The organism is Natrinema thermotolerans (assembly GCF_031165565.1).
Classification (GTDB): domain Archaea; phylum Halobacteriota; class Halobacteria; order Halobacteriales; family Natrialbaceae; genus Natrinema; species Natrinema thermotolerans.
On record NZ_CP101873.1, the window covers coordinates 1686880 to 1705520 of the forward strand.

17 protein-coding genes, 1 tRNA gene and 1 pseudogene are annotated in these 18641 nt (G+C 65.1%); 9 read left to right on the plus strand and 10 right to left on the minus strand.

All coding sequences use genetic code 11. The annotated features are described in order from the left end of the window. The first annotated feature begins 15 nt into the window (after positions 1-15). Both NP511_RS08750 and NP511_RS08755 read left to right on the plus strand, forming a co-directional pair. Positions 16-777: an SDR family NAD(P)-dependent oxidoreductase gene (locus NP511_RS08750; RefSeq protein ID WP_049965577.1), complete on the plus strand. Its 762-nt coding sequence runs from the start codon at positions 16-18 to the stop codon at positions 775-777. A gap of 99 nt (positions 778-876) precedes the next feature. Continuing rightward, a pseudogene (locus NP511_RS08755) lies at positions 877-1538 on the plus strand (HAD family hydrolase). Positions 1539-1550: 12 nt separating this feature from the next. On the opposite strand, the gene NP511_RS08760 reads toward NP511_RS08755, so the two are convergent. Further along, positions 1551-2522 carry a succinylglutamate desuccinylase/aspartoacylase family protein gene (locus tag NP511_RS08760; protein ID WP_049965575.1) on the minus strand — a complete coding sequence of 324 codons (972 nt, stop codon included), beginning with the start codon at positions 2520-2522 and terminating at the stop codon, positions 1551-1553. A gap of 135 nt (positions 2523-2657) precedes the next feature. On the opposite strand from NP511_RS08760, the gene NP511_RS08765 reads away from it, so the two are divergent. Together NP511_RS08765 and NP511_RS08770 are read left to right on the plus strand one after the other, a co-directional pair. Continuing rightward, positions 2658-3176, plus strand: a complete 519-nt coding sequence (locus NP511_RS08765; protein WP_049965484.1) for a peptidylprolyl isomerase — start codon at positions 2658-2660, stop codon at positions 3174-3176. Positions 3177-3290: 114 nt separating this feature from the next. After that, positions 3291-4238 (plus strand): oxidoreductase, encoded by a 948-nt coding sequence (locus NP511_RS08770; RefSeq protein WP_049965483.1) that lies wholly within the window; start codon positions 3291-3293, stop codon positions 4236-4238. Positions 4239-4953: 715 nt separating this feature from the next. On the opposite strand, the gene NP511_RS08775 is transcribed toward NP511_RS08770, so the two are convergent. The 5 genes from NP511_RS08775 to NP511_RS08795 all read right to left on the minus strand — a co-directional run bounded on the left by NP511_RS08775 (position 4954) and on the right by NP511_RS08795 (position 9080). Further along, positions 4954-5466: a hypothetical protein gene (locus NP511_RS08775; RefSeq protein ID WP_006649831.1), complete on the minus strand. Its 513-nt coding sequence runs from the start codon at positions 5464-5466 to the stop codon at positions 4954-4956. After that, positions 5467-7155, minus strand: a complete 1689-nt coding sequence (locus NP511_RS08780) for a sodium/proline symporter (RefSeq protein WP_049965482.1) — start codon at positions 7153-7155, stop codon at positions 5467-5469. Further along, a complete protein-coding gene (locus NP511_RS08785) occupies positions 7145-7291 on the minus strand; it encodes a hypothetical protein (RefSeq protein WP_162834893.1) in 147 nt (48 codons plus the stop codon). Before NP511_RS08785 ends, NP511_RS08780 begins: the two co-directional genes overlap by 11 nt. Before the next feature lie 137 nt (positions 7292-7428). Further along, positions 7429-8268: a proline dehydrogenase family protein gene (locus NP511_RS08790; protein WP_049905748.1), complete on the minus strand. Its 840-nt coding sequence runs from the start codon at positions 8266-8268 to the stop codon at positions 7429-7431. An 83-nt stretch (positions 8269-8351) separates the two neighbouring features. Beyond that, positions 8352-9080 (minus strand): helix-turn-helix domain-containing protein, encoded by a 729-nt coding sequence (locus NP511_RS08795; protein WP_049965481.1) that lies wholly within the window; start codon positions 9078-9080, stop codon positions 8352-8354. A 214-nt stretch (positions 9081-9294) separates the two neighbouring features. Here NP511_RS08795 and NP511_RS08800 point away from each other — a divergent pair, with 214 nt between their 5' ends. The 4 genes from NP511_RS08800 to NP511_RS08815 all read left to right on the plus strand — a co-directional run bounded on the left by NP511_RS08800 (position 9295) and on the right by NP511_RS08815 (position 13244). Further along, a complete protein-coding gene (locus NP511_RS08800; RefSeq protein ID WP_049965480.1) occupies positions 9295-10830 on the plus strand; it encodes an aldehyde dehydrogenase family protein in 1536 nt (511 codons plus the stop codon). 479 nt (positions 10831-11309) lie between these two features. Next, entirely contained in the window at positions 11310-12086 is a 777-nt protein-coding gene (locus tag NP511_RS08805) for an IclR family transcriptional regulator (RefSeq protein ID WP_006649825.1), read from the plus strand. A gap of 665 nt (positions 12087-12751) precedes the next feature. Beyond that, positions 12752-13093 carry a ferredoxin gene (locus NP511_RS08810; protein ID WP_049965479.1) on the plus strand — a complete coding sequence of 114 codons (342 nt, stop codon included), beginning with the start codon at positions 12752-12754 and terminating at the stop codon, positions 13091-13093. Between the two features lie 67 nt (positions 13094-13160). Then, positions 13161-13244 (plus strand) — tRNA-Leu (locus NP511_RS08815). A gap of 189 nt (positions 13245-13433) precedes the next feature. On the opposite strand, the gene NP511_RS08820 is transcribed toward NP511_RS08815, so the two are convergent. The 4 genes from NP511_RS08820 to NP511_RS08835 all read right to left on the minus strand — a co-directional run bounded on the left by NP511_RS08820 (position 13434) and on the right by NP511_RS08835 (position 17181). Next, the gene (locus NP511_RS08820; protein WP_049965478.1) at positions 13434-14360 is read right to left on the minus strand and encodes a hypothetical protein; all 927 of its coding nucleotides are present in this window, start codon (positions 14358-14360) and stop codon (positions 13434-13436) included. A 152-nt stretch (positions 14361-14512) separates the two neighbouring features. Continuing rightward, entirely contained in the window at positions 14513-15985 is a 1473-nt protein-coding gene (locus tag NP511_RS08825) for an aldehyde dehydrogenase family protein (RefSeq protein WP_049965477.1), read from the minus strand. Positions 15986-16048: 63 nt separating this feature from the next. Further along, entirely contained in the window at positions 16049-16477 is a 429-nt protein-coding gene (locus NP511_RS08830) for a hypothetical protein (protein WP_006649822.1), read from the minus strand. Positions 16478-16524: 47 nt separating this feature from the next. Then, positions 16525-17181: a DUF5806 family protein gene (locus NP511_RS08835; protein ID WP_049965476.1), complete on the minus strand. Its 657-nt coding sequence runs from the start codon at positions 17179-17181 to the stop codon at positions 16525-16527. A gap of 207 nt (positions 17182-17388) precedes the next feature. Here NP511_RS08835 and NP511_RS08840 point away from each other — a divergent pair, with 207 nt between their 5' ends. After that, entirely contained in the window at positions 17389-18525 is a 1137-nt protein-coding gene (locus NP511_RS08840) for a thiolase family protein (protein WP_049965475.1), read from the plus strand. Positions 18526-18641 lie beyond the last annotated feature (116 nt).

Genomic DNA, 18641 nt, shown 5'->3' on the forward strand with positions numbered 1-18641 from the left:
TCCGATACGGACGGTATGCGACTCGAAGACAAGACAGTAGTTATCACAGGCGCGGCGTCGGGGATCGGTCGGTCGACCGCCAAGCGGTGTGCCGAGGAAGGGGCACGCGTCATCGTCACGGACGTCGATATCGAGGGCGGCGAGGAGACCGTCGAGCGAATCGAGGCGGCCGGCGGCGAGGCGGAGTTCGCCGAACTCGACGTCACCGACAGCGAGGGGTTCCACGACGTCGTCGACACCGTGGCCGAGGAGTACGGCATCGACGTGATGGTCAACAACGCCGGCACCGGCCATCCCGGCGGGAACCTCGAGGACCTCGACGACGAGACCCGGGACTTCGTGATCGACATCAACATCAAGGGCGTCTGGAACGGCTGTTCGGCCGCGCTGCCCCACATGAAAGACCAGGGCCACGGCTCGATCGTCAACGTCGGTTCGCTGGCGAGCATTCTCGGGCTCCCCAAGCAGGCGGCCTACTCGACGACCAAGGCCGCCGTATTGAACATGACTCGGACGGTCGCGGCCGAGGCCGGCCCCTACGGCGTCCGCGCCAACGCCGTCTGTCCCGGCTTCACCGAGACACAGATGCTCGAGGGCTTTCTCGCACAGCAGGACGACCCGGAGGTAGCCAGAGCGGAGATGATCGAGGACTACCCGCTCAAGCGACTGGGCGAGCCCGAGGAGATCGCGAACGCCATCCTCTTTCTTGCCAGCGACGAGGCCTCGTTCGTCAGCGGCCACGGGCTGGTCGTCGACGGCGGATTCTCGACGTGCTAACGGCGTTCCGTGAGTACGGCGACCCCGTGTCGTCGTTCGGAACCGCTGCAAGCCGGTGAATCGAAACGCCCAATTCGCCGTTCTGAATTGCGTAACCACGTGACAGGATACGACGCAGTGCTATTCGACAGCGACGGGATACTCGTCGAGCCGCCGGCGTCCGAAACCCAACTCGAGGCGACGCAGGCTGCATTTTGGGAAGCGGGCGTCGACGACGTCGCCCCCGATCACCTCGACGACATCGTGAGCGGCGTGACCGTCGAAGTCCTACACGAGATCTGTGCCGAGTACGACCTCGAGCCGACGACGTTCTGGGAAGCCCGCGAACGCCACGACGAACGCTCCCAGTTCGCAGCGTTCAGGGCCGGTACTCGAGACCGATACGACGACGTGGCGACGATCGCGGACCTTCCACAGGACCGAGGCGTCGTGAGCAACAACCACCACAGTACGATCGAATTCGTCCTGGATGCGTTCGACTCGACTCGCTGTTCGAGACCTATTACGGTCGCCCGAAGACGATCGAGAGCCTGCAGGTGAAGAAGCCGGATCCCCACTTCCTCGAGCGGGCTCTCGCCGATCTCGAGGCCGATTCGGCACTCTACGTCGGCGACAGCGAACACGACGTGATCGCGGCCCACCGCGCTGGCATCGACTCCGCGTTCGTCCGTCGCCGGCACTGTCGCGACGACGAACTCTCGGTCACGCCGACGTACGATATCGAGACGCTGTCGGCGCTCCCGGCTATCGTGGACGGTTGAGCGCCGATCCGATCACCGCTCGGCGGGGATGGCCACGCTTGCGAGCTGATCGCCCGCGGTCACCGTCGCCTCGCGCGTGAGCGCGTAGAGGAGCCCGCCACGGTCCGTGCGGGCCTCCTGAAGCGCGTCGTAGGTCGTCGGGTCGTACACCGTTCCGATCGGCGCACCCTCGGCGACCTCGTCGCCGACGGCGAGCCCGGGCGTCGGCCGGAAGAGTCCGGCGTCGGCCGCGGAAACCTGTCCGAGGTGGTTGCGGGCGCTCCGCTGGTCGCGCTCGGGGACAGCACCGGGGAGCGCGTCGAGGTGTCGACAGACGTCCACCAGCCCCGTCACGCCCGTCTCGACGACGTCTTCGAGGATCTGTTTGTTGTGGGCGAGTTCCGGCGTGATCGACGGGATACCTGCCTCGGCGGCGGCGACCCGAAGCTTCCCCTCGAAACCGCGTCGATGCCACTCGTCGGGGGCGTCTTCGCCGGCCCCCTCGGCCAGCAGGAGATCGGTGCCGAACGCCGCCGCGAGACCGCGGGAGCGCTCGTCGCCCTCGCGATAGACGACGTGGGGTAGCATGTCGGGACTCCCCGTATGGAGGTCGACGACGGCGTCAGCCGCCGTGACGTACTCCCAGAGGCGGGCGGCCAGCCGCTGGTGGAGGCTGCCCTCGGCGTCGCCCGGCCAGATCCGGTTCATGTTCGGGTGGACGCTGTCGAGTTGCTTCGGCGTCGTATACGAGACCCGGTCGAACGTTAGCGGGTTCGCGACGGGGACGGCGATCACGGTTCCGGACAGCGACTCGAGGGGAAGTCGCTCGTGGAACCGCCGGAGGACTTCGGTGCCGTTGATCTCGCGACCGTGCTGGGCCGCCTGCACGTACAGCGTCGGCCCCGGCTCCGCGCCGCGATAGGTGTGGACGGTGGTCGTCAGTGCCACGCCCGACGGGAGCCGCGCGAGCGTCACCCGTTCCGCCGTGTGTGCGCCGTCAGTCATATCGGTCGTTCCACGGCCGACGGTATGTAACTGCGGCCGGCCCTCGTCGTTCGAGACCGTCACAGCGCCGTCGGAATCGGTACCCGCCGTCTCGAGACCACTACCGTTTTCCCTCGGCCCGCCGTCGCGCATGGTATGGGAGACGTTACTGCCACCCTGCATACGAACCGCGGCGATATCGAGGTCGAACTCTACGACGAGCGGGCCCCCCGAACCGTCGACAACTTCGTCGGGCTCGCGACCGGCGGCAAGACCTGGGAAGACCCCGAGACGGGCGAGGAGATCGACGGCGAGCCCCTGTACGACGACGTCGCCTTCCACCGCGTCATCGAGGGCTTCATGATTCAGGGCGGCGACCCGACCGAGACCGGCCGCGGCGGTCCCGGCTACCAGTTCGACGACGAGTTCCACGACGAACTACGCCACGACGACGAGGGGATCCTGAGCATGGCCAACTCCGGGCCCGACACCAACGGCTCGCAGTTCTTCATCACGCTCGACGCCCAGCCCCATCTCGACGACCGCCACGCCGTGTTCGGCAAGGTCACCGACGGCATGGACGTCGTCCACGAGATCGGAAACGTCGAGACCGACGCCAACGACCAGCCTCAGGAAGAGGTCGTCCTCGAGTCGGTCTCCGTCGACTACGAGTAAACTCGCTCGAGCCGTTCGGCCGGGCGATGTGACCGCACGCACGCCGTGGGCGTCGCGTGGAATCGAGGCGTGATCGACGCGTCCGTTTTAGGGCCGCCGGCCCGTACGACCACCATGGGTTGGACAGCCGACGACATCCCCGACCAAAGCGGACGGACGATCGTTATCACCGGCGCGAACAGCGGCATCGGCCTCGAGGCCACGCGCGAACTCGCGCGCAACGGTGCGACGGTGATCATGGCCTGTCGCAGCACCGAGCGCGGCGCGGACGCGGCCGACGATATCCGCGGGGAGATCCCCGGTGCCGACCTCCGCGTCGAGGCCTGCGATCTGGGCGACCTCGCGTCCGTTCGCGACTTCGCGGGCCGGCTCGAGGAATCGATCGACGTCCTGATCAACAACGCCGGAGTCATGGCGATTCCCCGCTCGGAGACCGACGACGGCTTCGAGACCCAGTTCGGCGTCAACCACCTCGGCCACTTCGCGCTGACCGGACTCTTGCTCGAGAACCTCGGGCTCGAGACCGAGCCCGACTCGCGGGTCGTCACCGTCTCGAGCGGCGTCCACGAGAACGGCAAGATCGACTTCGACGACCTCCAGCACGAGACGTCCTACGACAAGTGGGACGCCTACGCCCAGTCGAAGTTGGCGAACGTCCTGTTCGCCTACGAACTCGAGCGCCGGCTGCTCACCGCCGACGCGAACGCGGCGAGCATGGCGGTCCATCCCGGCTACGCGAACACCCAGTTACAGCTGCGCGGCCCCGAGCAGAGCGGCAGCCGACTCCGCAAAGCCGCGATGAGGGTACTAAACACCGTCGCAGCCCAATCGGCCGCGATGGGCGCGCTCCCGACCCTGTATGCCGCCACCGCGCCCGAAGCCGAGGGCGGAGCCTACTACGGCCCTGGCGGCCTGATGAACATGCGCGGTACGCCCGAACGCCAGGCCTCCTCGGACCGCTCCTACGACGAAGACACCGCCCGACGGCTCTGGCGCGTCTCGAGCGAACTGACCGGCGTCACGTACGATCTGCCGACGCCGGCAGCAGACGTTCCGGCGTAACCGAGGGCCGCTTCGGCACCGGCCGGATCGCCCGGAACTGCCCTCCATGAACGAGACCGGTTGCGTTCGATACCTATAGTAGCCACTGAAAGTCATTGCACACCTGATCGCACGACTGCGTCGCGATCAGTGTGTAAATCGTTTCAGTGGCTACTATAGTGACACTAGAACTGCGGACCGACGACGACTGTCACGAAAGTATGTCGGCATGAGTAGACGTCCTCTTACCAACCATTTTGAGTTCATTTTCGAGGGCCGTCAACCGCTCGCAGGTCCCCGGTCGGCGACGGACGTGGGATCGCTCGATGTAGTCGACCAGGCGTCGAGAGAGATACGGGCCTTCCGGCCTTGAGCCACCGATATCTCGAGGGAAGTGACGAAAGTAGGGCCTCCGTTCCGAGACGTGGCGACCGACTTTCGTCCTCGTCTCAAGAAACCGAGCAAAACTCTGTTAGAAGAGTTTTACAGTGCGCTTGTGCCCTTAGCGTAGTCTTCACCGACGGTACACGATCGATCGGTGTGTATCGCTGCTTGGTTCGCTACGGTCAGATAACACCAATATTCCAATATGTGATTGAGAATGGTGGGTTTGTGGAAGAAGCGAACCGGAACGCGGAATCAGCACGCGGATCTCGACTTCTCAGGGTCGGTGGAGACGGGCAGACTCGAGACGAGCGCCGCGTGGGGCGGCGGCCGAGTCGATCCCCGTCCCGGCTCACTCCGTCAGTGGCATCTCCGTGCCGCGGACGCTATCGACGATGACGTCCCCGTCGGGGCGGGACGCGATCCAGAACAGTTTGTGGGCGTCGACCGACCGTTCGAAGGTCAGGTCCGGCGCGGAGCCGACGGCGACTTTCCGGAGCGTCCACGTGAACACCGCGTCTTCGGCCTTGTCTCGGACCTGCGCGTCGGAGAGTTCCGACGGGAGGAGAAGGACGTCGTCGACGGTTTCCGTGACGGTGTCGGGAAACACGTCGGCCCTGACGGCGAGCCGGCGAGCGCGGTCGACGCTGACGACGTACTCGATGTCGCGGTCCGAAAGCAGCGGTCGTTCGATCGTCGCGACGGCGTCGTAGATCCGATACGGGTACGCGACCGCGCCGACGCGACCGCTCGAGTCGACGTCCTCGCGCGTCACCGTCGGTTCGATGACGGTAAGGGCGGCTCGGTCATGCGACTCGCCCGTGAGCGTCGCGGGCTCGACCGAGCGTCGGCGCGCGTCGCTCATTTACTCGTCACCCTCGTCCCAGTACTCGCTGGCGGTCACGTGTGCGCGAATGGTGTCGGTTTCCGTGACGGCCTTTGGTTCGACGTCGCGACCGCCGTCGGTCACGTAGTCGGGAGTCCCGGTCGGATCGTCGGCGCTCGAGAGGGACGAGAGCGGTTTGTTGAAGGAATCGAAGTGATCGTCGACGCCCTCGGGCGGCGTCGTCAGCAGCGAGACGACGATGAGTGTCGCCGTCGAGAGGATGAACGCGGGGAAGAGCCCGTAGACGCCGACCAGCCCCGTGAGGAACGACGACCCCTCGATGGCCCCCATGAGGCCGAGCAGTTCGAGGATGGTCGACAGCTGCGTCCAGATGACCATCGTCGTGGTCCCGACGATCATGCTCGCGACGGAGCCCGTCGCGGTGACCCGTTTCCACCACACGGCCGCGATGAGCGTCGGTCCGATGGCCGCGCCGAGGCCGCCCCACGCGTAGTCGAGGACGAGCGTGTAGATCGGCGTGTTCTGTGCGAGGAGCGCAAACGCGACGCTGGCTGCGCCGAGTCCGAGCGTGACGTACTGGGAGTAGCGAACGAGCCGCTCCTGGCTCGCGTCCGGGTTGACGTAGCCGTGATAGACGTCCTCGACGATGGCACTCGTCGCGACTAGCAGCTGCGAGTCGGCACTGGACATCATCGCGGCGAGAGCGGCCGCCAGGATGATCCCCGCGATCGCACCGGGGAAGAACTCGAGCGTGAGCAGCGGCATGACGTTGTTCGGGTCCTCGATGCCGCCCTGCCCGAAGACGACCAGCGCGTACAGCCCGACGAAGCCGGCGCCGATGTAGGCGACGAACATGAACAGTTGGGCGACCAGCGCCGCGAGACGAATGTTCTCGACCTCGTCGATCCCCATGAATCGGACCATCACGTGCGGGTTCCCGGGAATGCCGAGCCCGATGGCGGCGTAGCTGATGATCCCGAAGATCGCGGCCCAACCGGTCATGCCGGCCGTGACGCTCGTGTACGAACTCCCGACGGACGCGAGGTCGCCGAACGGGAGCCCGTAGTTGGTAAAGGCGATGATCGGCAGGATGATGAACGCGACCAGAATGATCGCACCCTGGACGTAGTCCGACCACGCGACCGCGAAGTAGCCGCCGAGCATGGTGTAGCCGACGACGATGACGCCGCCGACGAGGATCCCGACCAGCGACGAGACGCCGGTGAGGACCTCGAGCAACGTCCCGGCGGCGACGATCTGTGCGCCGACGTATCCGCCTTCGAAGAGCATCAGGACGAACGCGGAGACGCCTTTGACGTAGCCGGTGTCGTCCTGCAGACGTGTCTCGAAGAAGGTCGGTAACGTAACTGCCTTCACGATCTCGGTGTACTTCCGGAGGCGTTTCGCGATGCCGGCCCACGCGAACAGGTCGGCGGGGATCATCCCGAGCCCGTTGTAGAAGGCCATCACGCCGGTCCCGAACGCGTCACTCGGGACACCGAGCGTGAGCCAGCCGCTCATCTCGGAGGCACGTTCGGAGAAGCCGGTGACGACCGGGCCGACGCTCCGACCGCCGATGACGTAGTCGTCGACGGAATCCATGAGACGCGAGGAGTACAGTCCGATACCGAGGAGGACAAGCAGGTAGACGGCGAACGTTCCGAGGACCCAGCTCCCGGCCGAGCCGGCTAACCCCTCACTGGCCATGTTTCGCCTCCTCGTAGCGCTCGCGGAGTCGTTTCTCTCGCTTCCCTTCCCAGACGTAGTAGACGACGAGCATCGCTAGGTACAGGACGAACGGTCCGAATAACCAGATCAATTCGACTGATCCACTCTCTGGCATAGTGGCGTGTGCTTACTACCCACAAATAAATATACCGAATTTGCACCCTTTATATCGCACGTATCAGCGCGGAAGAATCAGAGAGCCGACGCTCGAGCGAGCTGGTAGACGACGCCGTCGCGAACCCCGTAGTCCGATCAGACGCCGACAACGGCGCGGAGCGCAAACAGTGCGTTCTCCTTGCGCTCGCGGATCCGTCGGTAGAAGTACTGCATCCACTTGTCGCCGTAGGGGACGTACTGATTGACCTCGTACCCCTTCGCGGCGAGTTCGCGCTGGGCGTCCTCGCGGACCCCCATCAGCATCTGGATCTCGAACGGCGTCCCGTACTCCTTGTGGAGGTCGACCGCGACCTGAAGCATTGCCGGGTCGTGGCTCCCGACCGCGACACCCTGGTCGAATTCGCGAAACAGGAACTCGAGGTGGTCCTCGTAGGCGTCGTCGACGGCCGATTTCGAGTCGAGGGCGACCGACGACGGTTCGTCGTAGGCGCCTTTCACCAGCCGGACGGCGGCGGGAACGTCAGCGAGGCGACGGAGGTCATCGCGCGTCCGCGTGAGGTTCGCCTGAATCGCGACGCCGACGCCGTGGGGATGGTCCCGGGCCGTCGCTTCGACGGCGTCGAGCGTCGTGTCGGTCGTCGTGTGGTCTTCCATGTCACACCAGACGAACACGTCCTCGGCCGCCGCCGTCTCGACGATTCGTTCGAAGTTTTCCCTGAAGACGTCCGGTCCGACGTCGATACCGATCTGGGACGGTTTGACCGAGACGCTGCCGTTCAGGCCACGACTGGCCAGTTCGGAGACGAGGTGACAGTACGCGTCGGCGTCCTCCGCGGCGGGTTCGGGATCGTCGTAGTGTTCGCCGAGGAGGTTCAGGATGCCGCCCATCCCCGCTTCGTTACACTCCGAAACGTGGTCCAGAGCGCCTGACGCAGTCGTTCCGGCGACGAACCGGCTCGCGATCGGTGGTATCATACCGGACTGCTGGGACGACAGGCACCTAAATGGATACCCGACCAAAAGATTCGCCCGTCAAAACGCGAAATAATACATAGCGATCAGACGTCGTCGGGGTTGAGCAGTTTCGCTTCGGCCTTCCGGAGATGCTCGAGCAGCGTCGTCTTCGAGACGCCGAGTTCGTCCGCGAGTTCGCGCGTGCTGATCTCGCGGGGCCACGCGTAGTAGTTCCGCTCGCAGGCGAGTTCGAACGCCTCACGCTGGCGCGGCGTAAGGAGATCCGTCCGATCGGCGGTCTCCGACGGACCGCCGTCGGGCGTGGCGACCCGACTGATCGAAATCTCCGCGTCCGTCTCGGCCCGGATGGCCTCGAGTCGACGCCGGATCTCGTCGCGACCGCCGGCGACGAAGACCGGCCAGTGTTCGACGCCGCCCTCGACGCGCACCGACGCGTCGTGGATGAAGCCATGCGAGACGAGCGTGTCGCTGATACTGTGTTCGGGCTCGTACTCGACGAACAGTTCGCGCGTCGCGTTCCCCGGGTTCGGTGCCGTCGTGGGGCGCTGGCCGAGTTCAACCGTCGAGTGCGTTAGCGGAGACTCGGCCGCGAACGCGACGAACTCGTCGAGTTGTGCCGTCGTGTCGGCGTAGACGGTGAAGTGACCCTTGACCGTCTCCTCGACGGTTCGGTGGACGGTGTGGACGAGCAAGCCGGCGTCGACTGCCTCGGTCGCCTGCAGGCCCCAGCAGTTCGGATGCCAGATATCGAGCGTGAGTCGCGTCCCGTCGGTCGCCCCTGTCGTGGTCGTCGTCGAACTCGTACTGCTCATGTGTCGATTCTACTCGGACAGTACGCCGTGAGGACTATAAACATACTGAATACCGATATCATGGACCGGTCGTGGACTCGTGTCGGACCCGTACCGCGCCGCGAGCCGAAAGCACGGGTCGCGTCGCGATCTCCATCGTCGATCGTCACCGGGGACGGCGCGCCCGACCATGGGAGGCCGTGGTTATTCCGCCGTGATCCGTCATCCGTACTGTATGAGCCAGCAGACGACAGAGCAACCCGACCGACACTACATCGACGGCGAATGGACGGACGGCGAGGGCGAGGAAACCTTCGCAAGCGAGAACCCGGCGACTGGCGAGACGTTGCGCACCTTCCACCGCGGAACGCAATCCGACGTCGATCGAGCCCTCGAGGCCGCGGAGGCGGCACAGGAGGAGTGGCGCGACCTGTCGCACATCGACCGCGCGGAGTTCCTCTGGGATATCTACCACGAACTGCGCGAGCGGACGGACGAACTCGGCGAGATCGTCACCAAGGAGTGTGGCAAGGAGATCTCCGAAGGGAAAGCCGACGTCGTCGAAGCCGCACACATGGTCGAGTGGGCCGCGGGCAACGCCCGCCACCCACACGGTGACGTCGTCCCCTCCGAGATCGGGAGCAAGGACGCGTACATGCGCCGCAAGCCCCGGGGCGTCGTCGGCTGTATCACGCCCTGGAACTTCCCCGTCGCGATCCCGTTCTGGCACATGGCCGTCTCGCTGGTCGAGGGCAACACCGTGGTCTGGAAGCCCGCCGAGCAGACCCCGTGGTGTGGCCAGATCATCGCCGAGATGTTCGAGGACGCGGGGATCCCCGACGGCGTGTTCAACATGGTACAGGGCTTCGGCGACGCTGGGGCCTCGATCGTCGACGACCCACGCGTCGACACCGTTCTCTTTACCGGTTCGGCCGAGGTCGGTCAAGAGGTCGCTCAAACCGTCGCCGAACAGCCCGGCAAGCTCGCGGCCTGCGAGATGGGCGGCAAGAACGCCGTCGTCATCAGCGACGAGGCCGACCTCGATACGGCCGTCCACTCGGCGGTCATGAGTTCGTTCAAGACCACCGGCCAGCGCTGTGTCTCCGCCGAACGGCTGATCGTCCACGAGGATGTCTACGACGAGTTCAAAAAGCGCTTCGTCGAGATCGCCGAGAACATCGCGGTCGGCGACCCGCTGGCCGAAGACACGTTCATGGGGCCGCTCGTCGAGGGCGAACACAAGGAGAAGGTCCTCGAGTACAACGAACTCGCGCGAAGCGAAGACGTGAACGTCCTCGTCGACCGCGACGAACTGGCCGACGCAGAAGTGCCCGACGGCCACGAGGACGGCCACTGGATCGGCCCGTTCGTCTACGAGGCCGACCCGGACGCCGACCTCCGATGTACACAAGAGGAGGTCTTCGGCCCCCACGTCGCGCTCATGACGTACTCGGGCGACATCGAGGACGGCGTCGAGATCCACAACGACACCGAGTACGGACTCGCGGGAGCGATCATCTCGGAGGACTACCGCGAGATCAACTACTACCGCGACAACGCCGAGGTCGGACTCGCGTACGGGAACCTGCCGTGTATCGGCGCGGAGGTTCACCTGCCCTTTGGCGGCGTCAACAAGTCCGGGAACGGCTACCCGAGCGGTCGCGAAGTGATCGAGGCCGTCACCGAGCGCACCGCCTGGACGCTGAACAACTCCAAAGACATCGAGATGGCTCAGGGACTGTCCGCCGACATTACGACCGACGATGACTGAGACGAACTGTCCGCTCTGTGGGCGACTGACAGACACACCGGAGGAGTGGTGTCAGCACTGCGGGTGGACGAACCACTGCGGCGCCGATTAGCGCCGGTCGACCGGATCACCGCCCGAACCAGTCGTGCGGATCCGCCCGCGGTCGCCGACGGCAGCGCGTTCCGAAGGTGCGAACGCCGGAACACCGAATCCGAGCCGACGAGGGAGATAACGGCCGGAATCGACCGCGCCGATCGAGTTCGCCGTCTTCCGTTCACGCATTCCGAACGGACGGCCACCGACGGGAGCCGGAGCCCGGCACGCCACACCACCGATCGCCTGTGGTACTGTGACGCATATATAGACGGATAGGGTACTACCCAAATACCGATTTGGCATCGTAAATCATCAAGAAATAAACCGTGAATTCGACGATCCTCCCAGAACACGGTTCACACATTCCGAACCCTTATGCACGGACGACACGACGACTTCGAACGATGACCGACGATCGCCCTCGGCCGGTCAAGACGACGCAAACGTCGCTCGCACTCGTTCGCGCGGTCCGCGAGAGCGACGGTGCCACGCTGAGCGAACTGGCCGACCGCCTCGAGCTGGCGAAAAGCACCGTCCACAACCACCTCCACACGCTGGTCGACGAGGGGTTCCTCGTCCGGGACGGCGACACCTTCCACGTCGGTCTCCAGTTCCTCGCGTTCGGCGAACACGCACGCGGACGAAACCCGCTGTACGCGACGGCGCGCCGGCACGTCTACTCCCTCGCCGAAACGACCGGCCACGAAGCCGACTTCATCGTCGAGGAGAACGGCCGCGCGTACTCCCTCGAGTACGCGATCGGCGAGTCGTCCCGACGGAGTCTGTCCGAATCCAGCCCGTTCCGGGCGGGCAACCGGTTCTACATGCACAACTGCGCCTCCGGAAAGGCCTTGCTGGCGTCGATGTCCGAATCCCGGGTCGGCGAGATTCTCGAGCGCTGGGGGCTGCCGGCGACGACCGACCACACCATCACCGACGAGGCCGAACTGTTCGACGAACTCGAGGCGATCCGCCGTCGCGGATATGCGGTCAACGACGAGGAGTTGATCGACGGCTATCGGTCCATCGGGGCGGCCGTAACCGACCCCAACGGCGAGGTCGTCGGGGCGTTCTCGGTCGGCGGACCGACCTATCGCATGGCGACCGACGAGTCGACGGCCGAGGAGTTGGCACAACTGCTTCGAGACGAAATCGGATCGCTCGAGTCCACGCTGTTCTGACACCCATTACACACATATGTTTGTAATCGTGATCGTGGGTTTCAACGCCGGGTCAGCTGCTCCGTCCCGGTCGATGCGGCGGGGTCACGTCACGGAAACGGAGGCTCTCATGTGGTAATATAGCTATCCGACAACTATACCGAGGCCCGCATACACTATTGCATATTTACCAAACAATAGCTGGCAAAGAGATAGAGACCATAAAACTATTTTGAAACGGCAGACGTACCGACACTCGATAAGCCTTGTCGAGTATATGAGTTCCTCAATTCCTTATTCACTGTATAAACACATCTTCTGGGCAATACTGCCGAAACAAAACGAGGTTCGACACAGTATCCATGCGTTTCACGACTAGGCCAAAGTGTGAACGCACTCAGCAGGTTTTGTAGCAACAGCGATCCTGTCCCCGATATTGTATTGTTCTTTAGAAACAATATTGTGCGTTGTGCAATAACATGACCGTATTGGTACTTCTGGGAGATGCGATCGGCCACCCGATACCGAGAGACGAATCACCCGCCACAGAGCAGCCACGACGACGAGCGGCCGAACCGGTCTCGAATCGAACCCAGCAGTGGCGTCGCTGGTTCACGGCGGGTGGAATCGATACCGTGACTCGCGCCAACCGTAACGCGAAAGGCCGCTCGCTCGAACGGGGACACATGAGCGACGACGACGGTATCCAGCAGGCCAGCGACGTCGGTTCCGGCGACGCGCCCCCGGTCGACGAGAAACCCTACAAGATCATCTTCGAGGCCAACAAGTGCTTCGGTGCGGGCAAGTGCGCCGAGGTCAGCGACAACTGGGAGATGTCGATCGCCTCCGGAATGGCCCAGCCCGAGGAGTACTTCATCGCCGAGGACGACCTCGATCACAACGTCCGCGCCGCGGAGGTCTGTCCGGCCAAGAAAGACGACGGCTGTATCCACGTCGTCGACCGCCGGACCGACGAGGAGATCGCGCCCGATCCCCACGGCGACGGCACGTTGAGCGTCGACTGGTAGGCCGACGGCGCGAACGCACACCGAAACGCACATCCCCACCCCGGAACAACCATCGAACGCCTTCTGTGCGAGGGTAGCCAAGCAGGCCAACGGCGGTGGGCTTAAGACCCGCTCTCGTAGGAGTCCTTGGGTTCAAATCCCAACCCTCGCATACCGACTCGAACGACAGTGAGAGTCGTGTCTGCGAGACGCGGGATTCGAATCAGACCGAGATTCTGCGAATACGCGAGCAGGTTCTCGGGCGTGGTTCAAATCCCAACCCTCGCATGTCGCTGCGAGCAATCCGCGAGCAGCACAACGACAGCCCTCGAGCCGAAATCCGCGATCCCGATCGACGGGATCAGTCCGACGGCTCGTAGTGTTCCCGATGGACGACCGTCTCGGTATCCCCGCGGACGGCAGTCACGACGATCTGATCGCCGTCGGCGTTGAGCCGAACGTTCGCCCAAGTCCCCGCCCACGACGTCGACGGCTCGGTCTTGTCTTCACCGTAGAACTCGAACTTCGAGTCGGCGATCGTCGATTCGATGCGGATCAGATCGGCCTTGCGGCCGGGCTCGTCGGTAAGGTGGACGCGGGCGTAGTATCCGGTGTCGGAGTCGGAGCCTTCGGGGGCGTTCACCGCGTCGACGCCCCACTCGATCCGCTCGACGACGTCGTCGTCGGTGTCGATGATCTCCGGCTCGAACGCCTCCTCGGGGTTTTCCGGGGTGTCGTCCTCGCTGTCGATCCAAAAGATCTTCCACTCGTCGCCTTCGGTCACGAGCGCGTAGACGCCGGCACTGTCGCCGACGGCCGCATCGTCCAGTTCGGCGCGGACCAGCACGATCTCCGCGTCGTCGATCTCGGACTCGAGGTCGGACTCCGCGAACCAGAACTCGGCACCCTCCAGTTCGCGGACGTCCGCGACGGAGCCGTCGGCCGTCACGACCTCGGTCTCGAGGGCGTCGAGATCGGCGGAGCCGCTCGATTCGAATTCCCACTCCGGATCGGTGAGCAGCCCCTGTAACGGGCTCGCGCTGTGGACGACCGCGGCCATCGCGTCGGGGTCTTCGGCCTGAGCGGCCTCGAGGTAGGTTTCGATGACCTGTTCGTGGTCCGGTTCGCTTTCGGGTTCGGACTCGTCGCCATCGGGGTCCGGTTCGTCGTCGCCGTCGGATTCGTCGTCGCCGTCGGATTCGTCGTCGCTCGGACCGTCGCTCAGACAGCCCGCAAGGAGGGACGAGGTGCCGATGCCAGCGGTGACCAGGTAGGTTCGGCGTTCCATGCCTACTAGTTGGTGAACTTATATTGTCATAAGGACCACGCTTCCAACCGGGAGAAGCGAGACGAAGCGGCGAGGGCGGACCCCGATCGAATCGGACACAGCGACGGACCGAGACGGTCGGAACCGCCGTGGATCCGTGGACCAAGTGGCACTCAGAACGGGTACTCGCGAGGCTCGTGCTGGATCGAGATCCACTTCGTCGTCGTCACTTCCTCGAGGATCTGCTCGCCGTTGTACCGGCCCATGCCCGATTGCTTCATCCCGCCGAAGGGGACGTGGGGCTCGTCGTTGACCGGCTGGTCGTTGATGTGGATCATCCCCGTCTCGATCCCGTCCGCGATCCGGCGAGCCCGTTCGATGGTCTCGCTGTGGACCGACCCCGAGAGACCGTGGATCGTGTCGTTGGCCAGTTCGATCGCCTCGTCGTCGCTCGCGTAGGGGATCACGGGCGCGACGGGGCCGAAGTGTTCGTTGCAGGCCGCGGCCATGTCGTTGTCGGCGTCGGAGAGGACTGTGGGCTCGACGACGAGTCCATCGTGGTCGCCGCCGGTCTCGAGGGTCGCGCCCGCGTCGACCGATTCCTCGACGTACTCGAGGATCTGATCGCGCTGACTCTCGTCGATGATGGGACCGATGACGGTGTCGTCGTCGGTCGGATCGCCGGTCGGCAGCGACGCGGCCCGGTCGGCCAGCGCGTCGACGTACTCGTCGTAGACGTCCTCGTGGACCAGGTGGCGGTTGATGGAGATGCAGATCTGGCCCTGGTGCAGAAAGGAACCGAAGACGCCGCCGTCGACGGCCCGCTCGAGGTCGGCGTCGTCGGTGACGACGTGGACGTTGTTCCCGCCGAGTTCCATGGCGGGCAGGGCGCAGTTGCGAGCCGCCGTGGCGGCGACCCCCTGTCCGATCTCGGTCGAGCCGGTGAAGGCGATGGTCCGGGGGACCTCGTGGCCGGCGACCGCGTCGCCGATCTCGGAGCCGCGGCCGGGGACGACGCTGAGGACCCCCTCGGGGACGCCCGCGGCCTCGAAGATCCGCGCGAGCAGCAGCCCGCCCGTGATCGGCGTGTTCGAGGCGGGTTTGAGGACGACCGCGTTCCCGGCCGCGATCGCGGGCGCGACCGCCCGCATCGAGAGATGCAGCGGGAAGTTCCACGGCGAGATGACGCCGACGACGCCGACCGGCACTCGTTCCGCGACGTTCTCCTTGCCCGGCGTGATCGAGTCCGCGTGCTGGCCGTCCATCCGGAACGGGTAGCTGGCCGCCTGTTGCATCATCCCCCTCGCCGTCTGTAACTCGGCCTCGGATTTGACTCGCGTACTCCCCGACTCGCGGGCCAGTAGCTCGGCGACCTCCTCGCGGTGGTCGCCGACGAACTCGACGGCCGCGTTGATCACGCCCGCGCGGGCCTGCGGCGGTTGCTGGGCCCACGCCTCCTGTGCCGACGCGGCGGTCTCGTAGGCCCGGTCGACGTCGTCCTCGGTCCCCGCCGGGACGGACGCGATCGCCTCGCGCGTGTAGGGGTTCTCGACGGAGATCGCGTCGCGATCGCCGCTGTCGGTCCAGTCGCCCGCGAGATAGAGCGATTCCCAGCCGCCGTCGGGTGCCAGTGGAAGGTCCGTCATGCGAGTGGCATAGCCCTCGAGCGGGCATAAGTAGCGGACGCGCAAGCGCAACGATCGGCCGCGTCAGGAGAGTCGGCGCGGCAGCAACACTGCAAGCGGGGCGTAAATCGCCAGGCCGATCACGGCCGTCGCGAGGACCCCAAGCAGGACGTTCTCGTTGACGAACCGCCACGCGAGCAACAGGATCCCCGCCGGCGGGAGCGCGAGCCCGGCCGCCGTGCGGTGGAATCGACGGAGCTGGTCGCCGACGGGTTCCGGAGTCGTCTCGATCTCGCTGGAGTCGTCGTCCGCCACGAGGGCGGGAAAAGAAAGGTACGTTCCGAGCCCCATCACGAGCCCGACGAACGCGCCGAAGATCGGTTGGCCGAACAGTACGAGCCCGAGATAGCCAAACACCGGCAACTCGAGGACGCCAATGCCGGCACCGATCAGTCCGGGCGAGCGGTCGCCGTCGTCGGCCGAGCCCGACCGTTCGTCACGAGAGTCGTTCATATCCGTGTCGACTCACTACAGCCATATTACCGTTTTCTGTCACTCGCCTACTCCTCGCTCTCGGCGAGGTCCGCCGCGCGCAACTCTTCGCTGGCCTCGCGGACCTCCCGCATGACGCTCGAGATGCGCTCTTCGGCCTCGAGTTCCTCCTCGACCGAGAGGTCGACGCCCTCGACCTCGAGGAGGAACTTGGCGACCTCGGTGGCCTCGTACATCACGTCGTCGAGTTCCTCGGCGGTGAAGAAATCACACATCGCGCCGTAGAGGAAGGTCGCGCCGGCGGTTCGGACCTTCTCCTCGAAGGAGGCTCGTGCCTGATTGACCGCCTGCGGGGAGTAGGTGTCGGTCATGAAGGGGACGAGTTCGGGGAGGTTCTCGCCGATCTTGGTCATCTCGACGCCGGTCTCGGTCCGGAAGTCCGAACAGAGCCGCGCGATGGCCCACTCGCGGGCGGTGATGTACGTGCGGTCCCGGAGGAACTCGTTGACCCGGTCGTACTGCGCGCCGTCCATCTTCGTGAACCGGGCATACTTCTGTACGTCCTCGGGGACGTCGTCGTCCTGCGGGTCGGGGTCCGGCACCCCCGGCATCGAGCCGCCGTCGCCGTCCTCGTCTGCCGTCCCAGCGGGTTCGGGTTCGGGATCGCGGTCCGATTCGGCGTCGTCGCCCTCGAACCGAGACGCGTCCAGTCCGTCCTCGTCCATGCCCGCGTATTACCAGCTATCCGAGATAAGGGTTGTTCTCGAGCCGACCGGCTCGAGGGCGGCGCGATCGACCCCCGCCGTCGACTCCGGCGGGTCGTAGGTCGGCGACGACGGCCGGCCGGCGGACCCGCAACTCGGCCCGTAAACACTTTTCCCGCCAGCCGGAGTTCGACCGGATTTAAGTCCGTGAGGGGCATGCGGTAGTATATGTCACAGACGCCAGTCGTAGTCAAGGCGGTACGGACGCCACAGGGGAAAGAAGACGGCGTGTACGCGGACGTTCGCAGCGAGGACCTCTCGGTGCCACTGATCGACGAGATCCTGGCCGAAACCGGCCTCTCCGGCGAGGAGATCGACGACCTGATGTGGGGCTGTGCCCAGCAGCGCGAGGAACAGGACAACAACCTCGCCCGCGTCATCGCCCTGCTCTCCGAGCTGGGCGAGTCGGTTCCCGCGACGACGATCAACCGCTGGTGTGCCTCCTCGATGCAGTCGGTCATCTCCGCCTCCGACGCCATCGCGGCCGGCAACCGAGACGCCATCATCGCCGGCGGCGTCGAGAGCATGAGCCGCGTCGCGATGGGCGAGAGCTACGGCCACATTCACCCGAAGATCTCCGAACTGTACGACCTCGGCGATCTCCAGATGGGGATGACCGCCGAGAAAGTCGCCGAGGAGTACGGCGTCAGCCGCGAAGAGCAGGACGAGTACGCCGCCCGCAGCCAGCAACGCGCCACCGAGGCGACCGAGGAGGGCCGCTTCGACGACGAGATCGTCCCGATCGAAACCGAGGACGGCACCGTCGAGGAAGACGAGGGCATCCGACCGGGCACGACCCCCGAGAAACTCGCCGAACTCCCCACCGTCTTCAAGGAGGACGGTAGCGTCACGCCCGGTAACGCCTCCCAGATCTCCGACGGCGCGGCCGCCCTGCTGGTCACCAGCGAGGCCTTCGCCGAGGAACACGACCTCGAGATCATGGCCGAAGTCGGCCGGAACAACGTCGCCGGCGTCGACCCGACCGTCATGGGGATCGGTCCGGTGCCCGCGACGCGGGGCCTGCTTGAGCGAAACGACCGCGACATCGACGAGTACGACCTCGTGGAACTCAACGAGGCCTTCGCGAGCCAGTCGCTCTACTCCCGCGACGAACTCGGCATCGACCCCGACATCTTCAACGTCAACGGCGGGGCGATCGCGCTGGGCCACCCGCTGGGGGCCTCGGGCGCGCGTCTGCCGGTGACGCTGATCCACGAACTCCAGAAGCGCGGCGGCGGCCTCGGGCTGGCGACGCTGTGTGTCGGCTTCGGCCAGGGCGCGGCGATCGAGTTCGACGTCAACTAAGCAGCGGGGACTGGACTTTTTGGTCCAGATTTTGCGAGGACAACACGGGAGCGTCGTCCGAGACAAAAGTACTGTTGCTCCGATAGGATATTCACGCTCGAGTTGTTGTAGTTACA